Origin of the sequence: Streptomyces sp. NPDC090127 (genome assembly GCF_044746945.1) — a bacterium.
Taxonomy (GTDB): domain Bacteria; phylum Actinomycetota; class Actinomycetes; order Streptomycetales; family Streptomycetaceae; genus Streptomyces.
Window position 1 is genome coordinate 305,821 of record NZ_JBIVDE010000008.1, and the last position, 14,718, is coordinate 320,538.

Below are 14,718 nucleotides of genomic sequence, written 5' to 3' on the forward strand. Positions count from 1 at the left end.
AGGTCTGTAAGTGAAGTGTGCCGCCCGGCTCCCCGAGCGGCACATCATCAGCGGTTGCCCAGCGTCCAGCGGGGGCCGTCGGGGCTGTCCTCGATGGCGAGGCCGGACTGGCCCAGCTGGTCGCGGATCGCGTCCGCGGTGGCCCAGTCCTTGCGCTCGCGGGCCGACTCGCGCTGCTGGAGCACCATGCGGACGAGCGTGTCGACGACGCCGTGGAGCTCCTCGCCCCGGTCGCTCTCCTCGGCCCAGTGCGGGTCGAGGGGGTCGAGGCCGAGGACGCCGAGCATGGCACGGACCTCGGCCAGGCGGGCGATGGCCTCGTCCTTGTCGTCGGCGGCGAGCGCGCTGTTGCCCTGGCGGACGGTGGTGTGGATGATCGCGAGCGCCTGCGGCACGCCCAGGTCGTCGTCCATCGCCTCGGCGAAGGCGGGCGGCACGTCGGGGGCGGGCGGCACGGTCTTGCCCGCCTTCTCGGTGACGCGCTGGACGAAGCCCTCGATGCGTCCGAACGCGGCCTCGGCCTCGCGCAGCGACTCCTCGCTGTACTCGATCATCGAGCGGTAGTGCGGGGTGCCCAGGTAGTAGCGCAGGACGATGGGGCGCCAGTTCTTGACCATCTCGGAGACGAGCACCGAGTTGCCGAGCGACTTCGACATCTTCTCGCCGCTCATGGTGACCCAGGCGTTGTGCACCCAGTACGAGGCGAAGTCGTCGCCGTACGCCTTGGCCTGGGCGATCTCGTTCTCGTGGTGCGGGAAGATCAGGTCGAGGCCGCCGCCGTGGATGTCGAAGGCGGAGCCCAGGTACTTGTGGGCCATCGCCGAGCACTCCAGGTGCCAGCCGGGCCTGCCGCGGCCCCACGGCGTCTCCCAGTCGGGCTCGCCGGGCTTGGTCGCCTTCCACATGGCGAAGTCGCGCGGGTCGCGCTTGCCGGAGACGCCCTCGTCGGGCTGGCGCAGGTCGTCGACGTCCTGGTTGGAGAGCGCGAGGTAGCCGGGGAACGAGCGGACGTCGAAGTAGACGCTGCCGTCCGCCTCGTAGGCGTGCCCGCGCTCGATGAGTCCGCGCATCATCTCGACCATCTCGGTGACATGGCCGGTGGCACGGGGCTCGTAGGTGGGCGGCAGGCAACCGAGGGCGTCGTAGCCGGAGTTGAAGGCGCGTTCGTTCTCGTAGCCGATGGACCACCAGGGGCGGCCCTGGTCGGCCGCCTTGGCGATGATCTTGTCATCGATGTCGGTGACGTTGCGCACGAACGTGACGTCGTAACCGCGGTACTCGAACCAGCGGCGCATGATGTCGAAGTTCAGCCCCGACCGGATGTGGCCGATGTGCGGGGCGGCCTGGACGGTGGCGCCACAGAGGTAGATCGAGACGTGGCCCGGTGTGAGCGGGGAGAAGTCACGGATCTGCCGGGCGCTGGTGTCGTACAGGCGAATAGTCACCACTCCAGGGTAGTGGGCGTGTGGTAGTGCCCCGCGACCGATCGCGGGTAGCGGGGCACGAATTTTCCGTACGGGGGCGGGGCCGCTACCCGTACGGGGAGGGGGCCGCTACCCGTACGGGGGGGCGGCCGGTATCCGTACCGGGGGCGGCCGGTACCCGTACGGGTCGGAGCGCGCGCCGGTCCCGTCGGGCGGTGCGGTGCGCGCCCGTTCCGTCAGGCGGTGCGGTAGACGAGGGCCGTCGCGATGGCGGCCAGGCCTTCCGCGCGGCCGGTCAGGCCGAGGCCGTCCGTCGTCGTGCCCGAGACGGAGACGGGGGCGCCGACCGCCGCGCTCAGGGCCTTCTGCGCCTCGTCGCGACGCTTGCCGACCTTGGGGCGGACGCCGATGACCTGGACGGCGACGTTGCCGATCTCGTACCCCTCGGCGCGCACGATCCGGGCCGCCTCCGCCAGCAGGGTGACGCCGGAGGCGCCGGACCACTCGGGGCGGGAGGTGCCGAAGTGGGCGCCGAGGTCGCCGACGCCGGCGGCGGAGAAGAGGGCGTCGCAGGCGGCGTGGGCGGCGACGTCACCGTCGGAGTGCCCGGCGAGCCCGTAGCCCTCGTTCTCCGGGCCGTCCCAGAGGAGGCCCGCGCACCAGAGTTCGCGGCCCTGCTCGAAGGCGTGCACGTCGGTGCCGATGCCCGTACGGGGGATCAGGGGGAGCTCAGAAGCCATCGTTGGCCCTCCGGCGGGCGAGTACGGCCTCGGCGAGGACGAGGTCCAGCGGGCGGGTCACCTTGAACGCCTCTTCGTGGCCGGGTACGACCACGACGGGCGCGCCGAGCCGCTCGACCATGCCCGCGTCGTCCGTGGCGCCGTCACCGGTGAGGGCGACGGTCGCGTGGGCGTTGACGAGGGTGTCGTACGCGAAGCCCTGCGGTGTCTGGACGGCGCGCAGCCGGGAGCGCTCGGGGGTGGCGACGACGCTCTCCGGGTCGCCCTTGGTGGCCGCGGGCTCGACCTCCTTGACGGTGTCGGACACCGGCAGGGCGGGGACGACGGCGACGGCGCCGTCGCGGACGGCCTCGATGACCGCGTCGACGGTGTCGACGGGGACGAGCGGGCGGGCCGCGTCGTGGACGAGGACGGTGGTGACGTCCTCGGGGAGCGCCGCGAGTCCGAGGCGTACGGACTCCTGGCGGGTGTCGCCGCCGGGGACGACGAGGTAGTCGGTGCGCTCGGGCAGGGCGTGGTCGTCGAGGAGGTTCTTGACCTCGGCGGCGCCGTCGGAGGGAGCGACCACGACGACGAGGGAGACGGCGCGGGAGGCCGCCATCGCCCGGACGGCGTGGATGAGCATGGGGGTGCCGTTCAGCGCGCGGAGCGCCTTGGGGGCGCCCGGGCCGAGGCGTACGCCCCTGCCCGCCGCGGGGATCACCACGGCGGTCCGTGAGGGACGCGTTTCGTCTGTCATCGGTTGCACTCCGGCAGGTTTGTTTCCTCGGCCCACGTGGGTATGGCCTGAGCGTGCTGGGCGCGACGCCTTGACCGGGCCCCTTCCGTGACGACGGTCGGGGCGTGGCACGCGGCACAGGGGACGTGGGACGCGAGGGGGCGGGAATACGGGAGTTTCGTGGACGGACGCGTCACGAGACGTACGTCACCTCCCCCGGAGCTGAGACGTCACCCTCGGACGTCACCGGGCTCATGACAGGACGAACTCGCGGCGCGTGAAGCCGCGCGTGGAGCGACTCGCGACGTGCGGGAGCGACTCGCGGCGCGATGTGCGAGGGGGCGGGAGGAACGAAACATGCCGCAGCGCCCGGCGGCAGCGCTGTGTGGGGCACAGCACGCCAACGGGCACCGCGGCATCGCTTCATTCAGGACGCGAGGACCTCGTCGAGGAGAGCCTCGGCCTTGTCCTCGTTGGTGTTCTCCGCGAGAGCAAGCTCGCTCACCAGGATCTGCCGAGCCTTGGCGAGCATCCGCTTCTCACCTGCGGAGAGTCCGCGCTCGCGCTCCCGGCGCCAGAGGTCGCGGACCACTTCGGCGACCTTGATGACATCGCCGGAGGCGAGCTTCTCCAGGTTCGCCTTGTAGCGTCGGGACCAGTTCGTGGGCTCCTCGGCGTACGGCGCGCGCAGCACCTCGAAGACCCGGTCCAGCCCGTCCTGACCGACTACATCGCGAACACCGACGAACTCCGCATTGTCCGCCGGCACACGAACCGTCAGGTCGCCCTGGGCGACCTTGAGCACCAAGTAGGTCTTGTCCACGCCTTTGATCTGGCGAGTTTCGATGGCCTCGATCAGCGCGGCCCCGTGATGGGGATAGACCACGGTGTCGCCAACCTTGAACGTCATGTGACAGGTACCCCTTCCGTGGCTATCCAGGGTAACACGGAAACTGCTTCTTCTGAATGGCGTTTTCGCAGGTCAGGGCATATCTCAGGGCTTGACAACAGCGACGCGATCGTGCTGCGAAGGACTTCCGGAAGGCGGTATTCGCAGGTCGGAGCGGCTGCGCGGACGGAGAGAAACGCCGGTGTCACACCCCTCCGGGGCGTCCCAGAGAGGCCGGGATGCCCCGTTTTGCCGGTTTCGGAGTGTACAACTTCCTGTACTCCGTTCGAGGATCGGTCACCCGTGCGGATGCATCCCGGACCGAATCCCGAATTGATCACCCATCGGTGTGAGACGCGTTTTTCCCTGGGGCGGGCGGTGGAATGCGGGGGCGGTCGTCGAATTGATCAAGTCGGTTATGTGAACGGAGTCTCAATGAGACGTGATCCGGCCATGGCGGGGACGGATGGGGAGGGCTTCCGGAAGTGCGGCGGGGCGGCGGCCGGGGCCGGGTGTGTCGCGTGAAGGGGCGGGGTGCGCGGCGTGAAGGGGCGGGGCCGGGGCCGGGTGTGTCGCGTGACCGGGGTCGGGCGTGCCGGGTGAAGGGGCTGGGTGCGCGGCGTGAAGGGGCCGGGGCCGGGTGTGTCGCGTGACCGGGGTCGGGCGTGCCGGGTGAAGGGGCTGGGTGGGCGCGTGACGGCGGCCGGGTGTGCCGCGCGAAGGGGCCGGTGTGCCGCGTGGTGGGTGCGTGAAGGGGCGGGTCGGGTACGGGCGGGAGAGGGTGGCTCGGTAACCTAAGCGCGCTGACGCACCTTTAGCTCGCCCTCAGCCGGTTGGTCCCGTGCACGACTCCAGCCGGCCGTCCATGCCCGTCCGTACGTCCTAGGAGATGCCGCCGCCGTGAGCCGCAGCCTTCGACGCGGCGCCCTCGCCGCCACCGCCATCGTCATCTCGATCGCCTCGCTGTCCGCCTGTGGCGCCGGCAACGACGCGCAGACACTCGGCGTGCGGCCGGACAACGCCGCCGTCACCGTGGAAGACGTCAAGATCCAGAACGCGCTGGTGATCACCCAGCCGACCGCCGGCGCGCCGGGTCCCGCCGTCGTCTCCGCGACGGTGTTCAACAACGGCAGCACGCCGCAGACCCTCGACTCGATCACGCTGGGCGGCTCCGCCGCGCCGGTGAAGCTCAAGGCGGCCGAGGGGACCGGCCCGATCACCATTCCCGCGGGCGGTTCCGTCGTCATCGGCGGCAAGGGCAACGCCACCGCCACGATCGAGAACGGCCACGAGGCCGTGAAGGACGGCGGCGCGCAGCAGGTCGTCTTCAAGCTGAGCAGGACGGGCGACGTCTCCCTGCAGGCCTTCGTCGTCCCGGCGAGCAGCTACTTCAAGGACTTCGGCCCGACCGAGATCCCGCAGCCCCCGGCCGCGAAGCCGACCGAGGGCGCGACGCCGACCGGCGAGGCCGGCCACGGCGCGGAGGGCGACCACGGCACGGAGGGCGGCTCCACCGCCACCCCGTCGGGCACGGCCACCCCGACAGGCACCGCCACCCCCTCGGGCGACGCGAGCCACGCGGCCGGTCACTGACCCGTACGCACGGCGGCCGGTCCTGACCCGTACGCACGGCGGCCGGTCCTGACCCGTACGCACGGCGGCCGGTCCTGACCGGTCCGTACAGCGCCCGGTGACTGACCCGCACGCGCAGGGGTCGGTCACCGGCCCGTACACGCGCGAGGGGCGCCCCGCCGGATCACTCCGGCGGGGCGCCCCTTCACGTCCGGCCATGGCCGCCCGCGGCTCCCGTCACAGCCCCCGTGGGCAGGCCCCGTAGGCCCCGTAGGCCCCGTAGGGCTACCGCCCGGCCGTCTACGGCTCAAACTTGTAGCCCAGGCCGCGGACCGTCACCAGATAGCGCGGGGCGCCCGGGTCCGGCTCGATCTTGGCGCGCAGGCGCTTCACGTGGACGTCGAGGGTCTTGGTGTCACCCACGTAGTCCGCCCCCCAGACGCGGTCGATCAGCTGCATACGGGTCAGCACACGGCCCGCGTTGCGCAGCAGCATCTCCAGGAGGTCGAACTCCTTCAGCGGGAGGTCGACCTTGCCGCCGGAGACCGTGACGACGTGGCGGTCCACGTCCATCCGGACCGGACCGGCCTCCAGGGCGGCGGGGGTGACCTCCTCCGGCTCGCCCCGGCGGCGCAGGACCGCGCGGATGCGGGCCACGAGCTCCCGCGAGGAGAAGGGCTTCGTCACGTAGTCGTCGGCTCCTATTTCCAGCCCGACGACCTTGTCGATCTCGCTGTCCTTGGCGGTCACCATGATGACCGGGACGTTCGATCGGCCGCGCAGCTGGCGACATACCTCGGTGCCGGGCAGGCCCGGCAGCATCAGGTCGAGGAGGACGAGGTCCGCCCCGTTGCGCTCGAACTCGTCGAGGCCGTCGGGCCCGGTCGCGGCGACCGCGACCTCGAAGCCTTCCTTGCGGAGCATGTACGACAGGGCGTCGCTGAAGGATTCCTCATCCTCGACGACAAGCACTCGGGTCACGGAAGGACCTCCGGGGCAGGGAGCGGTTCGGTCATGAGATCAGGGGTGGGAGAGGCGGGCTGGCGACGCTCCCGTACGGCGGCCGCCTCGGGCAGCCGCAGGGTGAAGGTGGAGCCCTGGCCTTCGGTGCTCCAGACCGTGACCTCCCCGCCGTGCGAGGCGGCCACGTGCTTGACGATGGCCAGGCCGAGTCCCGTACCTCCCGTGGCGCGGGAGCGGGCCGGGTCGACGCGGTAGAAGCGCTCGAAGACCCGCTCGCGGTCCTTCTCGGAGATGCCGATGCCCTGGTCGGTCACCGCTATCTCGATCAGGTCGCCGCCGGGGGCCGCCACGCGGCGGGCGGCGATGCCCACCCGCGTACGGGCCGGGGAGTAGTTGACGGCGTTCTCGACGAGGTTGCCGAGGGCGGCGGCGAGCTGGCCGCGGCTGCCCCAGACGTGCAGGTCGGCGGTGCCTCCGGAGGCCATGGTGATCTGCTTGGTGGAGGCCGTGTGCCGGGAGCGGTCGATGGCCTCGGCGACCAGTTCGTCCACCCGGACCGGCTCGGAGTCCTCCAGCGGGTCGTCGTTCTGCACCCGGGAGAGGTCGATGAGCTCCTGTACGAGATTGGTCAGGCGGGTCGCCTCGATCTGCATCCGGCCGGCGAAGCGGGTGACCGCCTCGGGGTCGTCCGAGGCGTCCATGACGGCCTCGGAGAGCAGGGAGAGCGCACCTGTCGGAGTCTTGAGCTCATGACTCACGTTGGCGACGAAGTCGCGCCGCACCGCTTCGATACGGCGGGCCTCGGTCAGGTCCTCGACCAGAAGCAGCACCAGGCGGGAGCCGAGCGGAGCCACCCGGGCGGAGACCGCGAGGGCCTCGCCGCGTCCGGTGCCGCGCCGGGGCAGGTCGAGCTCGACCTGGCGTATCTCCCCGTCGCGCCGGGTGTCACGGGCCATGTTGAGCATGGGCTCGACGGCCAGCTTTCCGCCGCGGACCAGGCCGAGCGCGTACGCCGCCGAGCTGGCCTTGACCACGGAGTCGCTCTCGTCGAGCACGACCGCGGAGGAGCGCAGCACGGAGAGCACCGTGTCGACACCGGGCGGGAGCACGGCATCGGTGTGCAGGGAGGTCCGGGTGGGTCGCGCCTGGTCGCGCTCGCTCCAGCGGAACGCCAGCATGGCGATCACGCCGGTGCACACCCCGGCGATCGCTGCCAATGCGGCGACTGCCGCGTTCACGTCCATGCCCTCAAGGTTATGCGGCCCGACAGACACTCTCCCAGCCGTCCGAGTGGCTGCTCGAACAGTCGTCGCCCAGAGTTCACCGTGGGGACTGTGCCGGTTCATTTGGGCCGAGCGGAACGACGGCGTACGTCGCCCAGAGTTCACCGGGGTGAAAGAGCTCATTCACTTGGGGTGGAGGCTCCGGACTCGTACGGCCCCGAACGTGGGAGCGTGGGAGTTCCGAGCACCACGGGGAACCCCGGACATCTGTGAGAGAGGGACATCGATGCGGGACGCGTACCACGAGGAACTTGACTCGATCGGCGAGGGCCTGGTCGAGATGGCCCGCCTGGTCGGGTCCGCGATCGGGCGCGCCACGACGGCCATGCTCGACGCGGACCTGAAGCTCGCGGAGAGCGTGATCGCCGCGGACCAGAAGGTCGACGACCTGCAGCACGACCTGGAGGCCCGGGCGATAGCACTGCTGGCCCGCCAGCAGCCGGTGGCGACGGACCTGCGGATCGTGGTGACGTCGCTGCGCATGAGCGCCGACCTGGAGCGCTCCGGCGACCTGGCGCAGCACGTGGCGAAGCTGGCGCGGCTGCGGTTCCCGGCGACGGCCGTGCCGCGCGACCTGCACGCGACGATCCTGGAGATGGGGCAGCTGGCGCAGCGCCTGATGGCGAAGGCGGCGGAGGTCATCATCACCAAGGACGTCGACCTGGCGCTCCAGCTGGAGCAGGACGACGACGAGATGGACCTGCTGCACCGGGCGCTCTTCCAGCACCTGATGGACGACCGCTGGAAGCACGGCATCGAGACGGCCGTCGACGTGACGCTGCTGGGCCGGTACTACGAGCGGTTCGCCGACCACGCGGTGTCGGTCGCGAAGCGTGTCGTGTACCTGGTGACGGGTGAGCACGCGGACGAACTCCAGCCGACGGACGCGCCGGTCGAGGGGGCGTAGGTCGGGGGCGTGGGTCGGGGGCGTGGGTCGGGGCCGTGGGTCGGGCGCGTAGACCGGGGCCGTGGGTCGGGCGCGTAGACCGGGGCCGTAGGTCGGGCGCGTAGGTCGGAGGAGGCCGCCGGGCCTGGGCGGGGCGTTCGCACTCCTGTGCGCCGTTGATGCGCCCGGGTGGGTGGGCATGCAATGGGGAGAGGCGACGTACGCCTCCGAGGAGGGGACCCATGGCCGATTCCGCCACCACCGACCCCCAGCAGGTGATCCCGCTCGACGCGGAGTTCCTGCCCGTTCTCCGGCTCAGCGGCTGCTCGTGCGGTCCGGGCTGCGGCTGCGGCTGCCAGTCCGGCGGGCCGTGCCAGTGCGGGGGCTGTTCCTGAGGGCCGCGTGGGCCCCGCCCGGACGAACCGGGCGGGGCCCACGCGCTTTCGCCGCGGCTCGGGGGCCGGGCGCCTTCGCCGCGCTCGGGGCCGGGCGCGAGGGCTCGGCGACCGGCTCAGAGGCGAGGACTACCGCATACCCGTACCCGTACCCATCCCGCTGTCGCTACCGCTACCGCTACAGGTAGGGGCGGGTGATCAGCTCGATCGCGTGGCCGGCGGGGTCCATGAAGTAGACGCCCCGGCCGCCGTGCTCGTTGTTGACCTCGCCCGGGCGCCGCATCTGCGGATCGGCCCAGTGCTCGACGGAGCCGTCGCAGAGCCGCTGGTACGCACGGTCGAAGAGCTCGTCGTCGACGAGGAAGGCGTAATGCTGCATCTGGATGTCCACCGGCGGCTCGGCGAACTGGAGCAGGACGCCGTCGGAGAGCTGGATGTTGACGAAAGGGCCCCAGGACGGCGCTTCGGGGAGCTCCAGCAGCTCCCGGAAGAAGAGCGCGGACGCGTTGCGGTCCTTGGCGGCGATGATGGTGTGGTTGAAGCTGACTGCCATGTGGTGTGACCTCGCTGTGTGTTCGGCACGGAGTGAAGGGTGGACTCGGGGTGCGGAGAGCACAGGGAGGTCCACGTGCCGAACGGCGGGGGTGTCGTACACACCCCCACTGCGGGATCAGCCTTCCACCGGCTGACCCATCCGTGCGTGGCGAAGAGTCGCCGATCCGGTGATCACATCGGGGACCTTACGCGATGACCTGCCCGCGGACAACGGGATTGCGCCGACCATCGACGCGCCGCGAGAATCGCCAACCGGGCTGACAGGGGGCGGAGTTGGCGGGCGGGAAGGGCGTTGCGACAGACGGCGGACCCTTGAGCCCGGGATCCAGAGCCGGGGATCCAGAGCCCGGGATCAGGTGAGGCGGGAGAGCTGTTCGCGCACCCAGGCGGGGTCGGGGTTGGTGTGCGCCTCGCCGGCCACGACGACGGTCGGCACGGTCTCGTCGCCGTCGTTGGCCGCCCTGACCTCCGCCGCTCCCGCCGGGTCACGCCAGATGTCGACCCAGTGCACCTGGCCGGCGTCGCGGCCCAGCCGGGTGCGCAGGCGCAGGCAGTACTGACAGCCAGGACGCCAGTAGACGATCGGCCGACCGTCGAGCGCGCTGCGACGCTGTGCCTCCTGCGCGCTGACCGACCTCGGGAAGACCAGGGGCGAGTTCGTGGCCGCGATCAGCACGAACAGCAGCAGGAGTGCTGCGGCCGCGACAGGCGATCCGCCGAGAATCTCGGCGGTCGCGATGGCGGAGCCGACGAGCACCAGCAGTCCGGGCAGGATCCAGGCGCGCATCATGAGGATCAAGGCTACCGAGGGCCCGGGCCCTGCGGGACCCGGGCCTCGGGCATGACCTCGACGACCCGGTCCCGCAGGGAAAGGGGCCTTACGCCACGCTGTTGAACTTGGCGCCCTCGCCCGCGTACAGCGACGTCGACGTACGGGTGAAGGGGGCGGTGGCGGACCCGGTCGAGCGGTAGACGTACGTACCGCCCGTCCCGTACGCGATCAGGTCCGGGCGTCCGTCGCTGTCGACGTCACCGGCGCCCACGAGCTGGCTGAAGGCGCCCCAGCCGGCGCCGATCTTCACGCGGGCGTCGAAGGCGCCGCGGCCGTTGCCCTGGTAGAGCCAGAGGACGCCGTCCTTGTCGCGGGCGACCAGGTCCCCGGCGGCCGTACCGGCGATGTTCCCGACGGCGGTGACCTGGTTGTACACGCCCCAGCCGGCGCCGACCTTCACGCGGGCGGCGAAGGGCGCGGTCGTGGAGCCCGTGCCCTTGTAGAACCACAGCACACCGGCCGTGTCCGAGGCGACGAGGTCGGCGCGGCCGTCGCCGTCGAGGTCCGAGCCGCCGGCGAGCTGGTTGTAGATGCCCCAGCCGGCGCCGACCTTCACGCGGGGCTCGAAGGTGCCGTCGCCCTTGCCGAGGTAGTGCCAGAGCACGCCGGTGGTGTCGAGGCCGACGAGGTCGCCGTTCTGGCTGCCCGCGAGGTCGCCGACGGCCTCGATCTGCTTGTACGTCTGCCAGCCCGCGCCGACCTTGACCCGCTGGGCGGTCGTGGTCTGGCCGTTCACCGGCCGGTCCCGCAGGTCGTCGCGCCACAGCACGCCGGCGGCGTCCCGGGCGAGGACGTCGGTGGAGCCGTTGTCGGTGTAGTCGTGCGCGTTGGGGGTGCGGGTGAGGGTCATGAGGGAGGTCTGGTAGCCGGGCTCACCGATGCCATCCAGCGGTGTCGCATCCGCCGTCACCACGTACGTGCCGTTCGGTGCATCCACCCCACCGATGGTGCCGTTCCAGCTGAAGTCGAAGCGGGAACCGGAGGTCGGGGCGTTCACGTGCGTCCGGAACTCCTTCCCCGTGGCGCTGTGTACGAGCGCGACTCCCAACCGCGCGTTGGGCCGCGACAACGTCCAGCCCAACGTCACCGTGCCGCCGGTCCGGTCGATGTTTGCCACCTCGGGGATGTGGACCTGCTCGATCTTCACACTGACCGGTGCGCCCGCTTCCGCGATCTTGGTGACCGTGGGGGTGCCGTCCGCCGCAGGAGAGATCCGGAACAGCCCTTCGCCATCGGCGGCCCTCGTGGCCTGGATCACCGCCGTACCGTCGGCGTCGGCGGAGGAGGCGGAGACCTTGTCGGCGAGTTCGCGGATCTCGCCGGTGGCCAGGGAGACGGCGCGGACCGGCCTCCAGGCATTTCCGTACACCAACCAGCCACCCACGAGTTCGTAGTTCCACTCGTCGTCGCGGGCGCCCAGGTCGATCTGCTTCTGCTCGCGGGTCGCACGGTCGATGGAGGTGACGAACAGTCCGGCGCCGGCCTTGTAGTCAAGCCAGGCCACATGCGAATCCGAGAGCATCAGACCGCTGAAGCCGAACCCGGACTCGGTGGAGGCGTACGTCTCGGTCACCGTCCCGGTTGTCACGTCGATCACGGCACGGCCGCCGGTCCGCGCGTTCGCCGGACCCGTCTCGTACCCGACGAGGGCGATGCCGTCCTTGACCGGTGCGCTGGTGAAGAAGTCCGTGGCGTCCGCAGGCAGCCCCGCGATCTTGCGCGTGGACGTCGTGGTGTCGTCCTTGCTCACGACGTGAAGTTCCGCCGGGCCATCGCCCTCACGCACCTGTGCGAGCACGCTCGTCGGGCTCAGTACGGCCACGTAGTTGGCGTCGAGGGCGCGGAGGTCGATGTCCACGCCCGGCGCGCTCGGGTCGGCCATGTTCCGCAGGGTGAGGGAGCGCATCTGGGACGTCCACCCGTCGTCTCCGATGGCGACCACGTCCGTGCCCGACCTGGCCCAGCCGCCGCCGTCGGGAACCTGGAGCAGTGTCACCGCTCCGCTCGCGTACGCCGTCCAGCGCAGTTCTCGGGTCCCATCGCTGGTGAAGGAGTACGTGAGGAATCCGCTCCCGCCCGAACCGCCGAGCGCGGCGTCCTTCGGAAAGACAGGAAGGTCGGCGGCCTGGTCGTCCGCGGCCGAGACGGCGAACGGGGTGGCGGCGAACGCGGCCGGGGCGGTGGCCAGCGTGCCGGCGCCGAGGGCCGTGACGGCGAGGACGGCCGTGACGGCAGCGGCGAGACGGGAACGGGAACGGGAACCGGTGGAACGGAACTGCAAGGTGACCCCTACGGAAAGAGCGGACGCGGCATCTTTGGCGCCTGATCAGACTCATGATCGACGCGGTTGGTTGTACGCGATTTCCGCGGACTTCGGTGAACCGTTCGATTCCGTAGGGGACTTCCTCTCCCTAAGGGACTTCTCGTTCCTTAGGGGACTTCTCGTGGCCCGGCGCGGCCCGGCGCGGCCCGGCCCGGTCCGCGACCGTCAGCGTGCAGCGCCCACTCTCACAGGCGCGCCGCCGCAGCCGGCCCCGGGAGACGGTCTGGATCAGGCCGACGGTCCAGCACATCGGGCAGCCGCGCAGGGCGAGGACACCGACGGGCAGGAGCAGCAGGCTGATCGGGCCGACGGCGGGGAGGAGCGCGACCGCGCCGATCAGCCCGCCGAAGCCGACCGCGCCCCGGACCAGATGACGGGTGAGGGACGCACTCGCGAAGTCAGGGCCGTCGGCCCTGGTCGTCGTCATGTGGTGTCTCCGGACGCCGGTTCGGATGTGGCACGGAGGGAGTGCTGAACGGCGGTACGGGCGCGGTGCAGCCGCGACTTCATCGCGGCGACGCTGAGGCCGAGCGTCTCTGCGACCACGCGGCCGCTGTGGCCCTGGATGTCCCGCATGATCAGCACGCGGCGCTGCTCGGCCGGCAGGGCGGCGACCGCGGCGGCCACCGCGCTCGCCTCGATGCGGTCCAGCACCACGTCCTCGGCGGAGCTCACGGCCGTGTCCGGCAGGGGTACGTGAGGCCGCGTCGACCGCGCGCGGCGCAGGCACTCGTTGCGGACGATGCGGAACATCCACGACGCGAGCGCACCGGAGGCCCGCAGCATCCCGATCTTGCGATAGAGGATGATCAGCGCTTCCTGCGCCGCGTCCTCGGCGTCCTCGGGGGTGGCGCACAGCGAGTGGGCGAACCGCCGCACGTTCGGGTGCGAGCCCGAGACCAGCGCGGTGATCGCGTCGACGTCACCGCACTGAGCGGCGACGACCAGCCGCTCACCGGGCCAGGACCGGTCAGCCACGGGCTTGCTTCCGCTTGCGCAGGACGACATAGCCGCACGTGCACAGCAGCACGGCTCCGACGGCGACGGCGATTCCGATGATCACGACGACCTCCTGTTCCGGCGCCGACGTCCGTCGGCACATGTATAGGAGGCGACACCCCACCGAAAGGATTCACCCGGACCGGATGTCCGTACGGACGGCCGGAGCGTGGAAGCCGGGCACGAAGAAGCCCCCTCCCGCCGGGAATCCGGCAGCAGGGGGCTTCCGTGCGTCAGGGTTACTTCTTGCCCTGGTTCTTCACGGCCTCGATCGCCGCGGCCGCCGCCTCCGGGTCGAGGTACGTGCCGCCCGGGTTCAGGGGCTTGAAGTTCTCGTCCAGTTCGTAGACCAGCGGGATGCCCGTCGGGATGTTCAGGCCCGCGATGGCCTCGTCCGAGATGCCGTCCAGGTGCTTGACCAGGGCGCGAAGGCTGTTGCCGTGGGCCGCGACCAGGACCGTGTGGCCGTCCAGGAGGTCCGGGACGATGCCGTCGTACCAGTACGGCAGCATCCGCTCGACGACGTCCTTCAGGCACTCCGTGCGCGGGCGGAGCTCCGGCGGGATCGTCGCGTAGCGCGCGTCGTCCGACTGGGAGAACTCCGTGCCGTCCTCGAGCGCCGGCGGCGGGGTGTCGTACGAGCGGCGCCAGAGCATGAACTGCTCCTCGCCGAACTCCGCGAGCGTCTGCGCCTTGTCCTTGCCCTGGAGCGCACCGTAGTGGCGCTCGTTCAGGCGCCAGGAGCGGTGGACCGGGATCCAGTGGCGGTCGGCGGACTCCAGCGCCAGCTGCGCCGTGCGGATCGCGCGCTTCTGGAGGGAGGTGTGCAGTACGTCGGGCAGCAGGCCGGCGTCCTTGAGCAGCTCACCGCCGCGGACCGCCTCCTTCTCGCCCTTCTCGGTGAGGTTCACGTCCACCCAGCCGGTGAACAGGTTCTTCGCGTTCCACTCGCTCTCGCCGTGGCGGAGGAGGATCAGCTTGTACGGTGCGTCGGCCATGCGCCCGAGCCTAATCGACGCCCGGGGCGCCGTGCGCACCGTGGACGGTTGACGGTCGGCGTCAATTCAGTGGCGTCCGGGAACCCCCAACTCGTAAGTTACGTGTCCGTACAGCGACGCTTACAGGCACGGGGAGTCCGC

At 71.0% G+C, this 14,718-nt stretch carries 16 protein-coding genes; 3 read left to right on the forward strand and 13 right to left on the reverse strand.

Annotated elements, in window-relative coordinates; all coding sequences use genetic code 11:
- Positions 1–47: 47 nt before the first annotated feature.
- The 4 genes from cysS to ACIPPS_RS28105 form a co-directional block, all read right to left on the reverse strand.
- Positions 48–1,445 carry a cysteine--tRNA ligase gene (gene cysS, locus ACIPPS_RS28090; RefSeq protein ID WP_401437483.1) on the reverse strand — a complete coding sequence of 466 codons (1,398 nt, stop codon included), beginning with the start codon at positions 1,443–1,445 and terminating at the stop codon, positions 48–50.
- Positions 1,446–1,660: 215 nt separating this feature from the next.
- Positions 1,661–2,164: a 2-C-methyl-D-erythritol 2,4-cyclodiphosphate synthase gene (gene ispF / locus ACIPPS_RS28095; protein ID WP_401437486.1), complete on the reverse strand. Its 504-nt coding sequence runs from the start codon at positions 2,162–2,164 to the stop codon at positions 1,661–1,663.
- Complete coding sequence (gene ispD / locus ACIPPS_RS28100) at positions 2,154–2,903, reverse strand: 2-C-methyl-D-erythritol 4-phosphate cytidylyltransferase (protein ID WP_401437489.1); 750 nt, start codon at positions 2,901–2,903, stop codon at positions 2,154–2,156. The genes ispF and ispD overlap by 11 nt, the downstream gene beginning before the upstream one ends.
- A 406-nt stretch (positions 2,904–3,309) precedes the next feature.
- Entirely contained in the window at positions 3,310–3,792 is a 483-nt protein-coding gene (locus ACIPPS_RS28105; RefSeq protein ID WP_003953493.1) for a CarD family transcriptional regulator, read from the reverse strand.
- A gap of 879 nt (positions 3,793–4,671) precedes the next feature.
- Between ACIPPS_RS28105 and ACIPPS_RS28110 the strand changes: the two genes are divergently transcribed.
- Positions 4,672–5,364, forward strand: a complete 693-nt coding sequence (locus ACIPPS_RS28110) for a DUF461 domain-containing protein (protein WP_401437491.1) — start codon at positions 4,672–4,674, stop codon at positions 5,362–5,364.
- A gap of 279 nt (positions 5,365–5,643) precedes the next feature.
- Here ACIPPS_RS28110 and ACIPPS_RS28115 read toward each other — a convergent pair whose 3' ends face one another.
- Together ACIPPS_RS28115 and ACIPPS_RS28120 are read right to left on the reverse strand one after the other, a co-directional pair.
- Positions 5,644–6,324, reverse strand: a complete 681-nt coding sequence (locus tag ACIPPS_RS28115; RefSeq protein WP_017242433.1) for a response regulator transcription factor — start codon at positions 6,322–6,324, stop codon at positions 5,644–5,646.
- Positions 6,321–7,550 carry a sensor histidine kinase gene (locus tag ACIPPS_RS28120; protein ID WP_401437493.1) on the reverse strand — a complete coding sequence of 410 codons (1,230 nt, stop codon included), beginning with the start codon at positions 7,548–7,550 and terminating at the stop codon, positions 6,321–6,323. Before ACIPPS_RS28120 ends, ACIPPS_RS28115 begins: the two co-directional genes overlap by 4 nt.
- A 265-nt stretch (positions 7,551–7,815) precedes the next feature.
- Here ACIPPS_RS28120 and phoU point away from each other — a divergent pair, with 265 nt between their 5' ends.
- Both phoU and ACIPPS_RS28130 read left to right on the forward strand, forming a co-directional pair.
- A complete protein-coding gene (phoU, locus tag ACIPPS_RS28125) occupies positions 7,816–8,496 on the forward strand; it encodes a phosphate signaling complex protein PhoU (protein ID WP_401437495.1) in 681 nt (226 codons plus the stop codon).
- A gap of 221 nt (positions 8,497–8,717) precedes the next feature.
- On the forward strand, positions 8,718–8,870 hold the full coding sequence (locus tag ACIPPS_RS28130) for a hypothetical protein (RefSeq protein ID WP_401437498.1): 153 nt from the start codon (positions 8,718–8,720) through the stop codon (positions 8,868–8,870).
- Between the two features lie 178 nt (positions 8,871–9,048).
- On the opposite strand, the gene ACIPPS_RS28135 is transcribed toward ACIPPS_RS28130, so the two are convergent.
- The 7 genes from ACIPPS_RS28135 to ACIPPS_RS28165 all read right to left on the reverse strand — a co-directional run bounded on the left by ACIPPS_RS28135 (position 9,049) and on the right by ACIPPS_RS28165 (position 14,577).
- Entirely contained in the window at positions 9,049–9,423 is a 375-nt protein-coding gene (locus tag ACIPPS_RS28135) for a VOC family protein (protein WP_401437500.1), read from the reverse strand.
- A gap of 354 nt (positions 9,424–9,777) precedes the next feature.
- Entirely contained in the window at positions 9,778–10,215 is a 438-nt protein-coding gene (locus ACIPPS_RS28140) for a glutaredoxin domain-containing protein (protein ID WP_401437503.1), read from the reverse strand.
- 88 nt (positions 10,216–10,303) lie between these two features.
- Positions 10,304–12,538 carry an FG-GAP repeat domain-containing protein gene (locus ACIPPS_RS28145; RefSeq protein WP_401437506.1) on the reverse strand — a complete coding sequence of 745 codons (2,235 nt, stop codon included), beginning with the start codon at positions 12,536–12,538 and terminating at the stop codon, positions 10,304–10,306.
- Positions 12,539–12,668: 130 nt separating this feature from the next.
- Positions 12,669–13,007, reverse strand: a complete 339-nt coding sequence (locus tag ACIPPS_RS28150; protein WP_401437508.1) for a hypothetical protein — start codon at positions 13,005–13,007, stop codon at positions 12,669–12,671.
- Complete coding sequence (locus ACIPPS_RS28155; protein WP_401437510.1) at positions 13,004–13,558, reverse strand: RNA polymerase sigma factor; 555 nt, start codon at positions 13,556–13,558, stop codon at positions 13,004–13,006. Before ACIPPS_RS28155 ends, ACIPPS_RS28150 begins: the two co-directional genes overlap by 4 nt.
- Positions 13,551–13,643 (reverse strand): LPXTG cell wall anchor domain-containing protein, encoded by a 93-nt coding sequence (locus ACIPPS_RS28160; protein ID WP_401437512.1) that lies wholly within the window; start codon positions 13,641–13,643, stop codon positions 13,551–13,553. The genes ACIPPS_RS28155 and ACIPPS_RS28160 overlap by 8 nt, the downstream gene beginning before the upstream one ends.
- A 175-nt stretch (positions 13,644–13,818) precedes the next feature.
- Positions 13,819–14,577 carry a phosphoglyceromutase gene (locus ACIPPS_RS28165; RefSeq protein WP_401437514.1) on the reverse strand — a complete coding sequence of 253 codons (759 nt, stop codon included), beginning with the start codon at positions 14,575–14,577 and terminating at the stop codon, positions 13,819–13,821.
- Positions 14,578–14,718 lie beyond the last annotated feature (141 nt).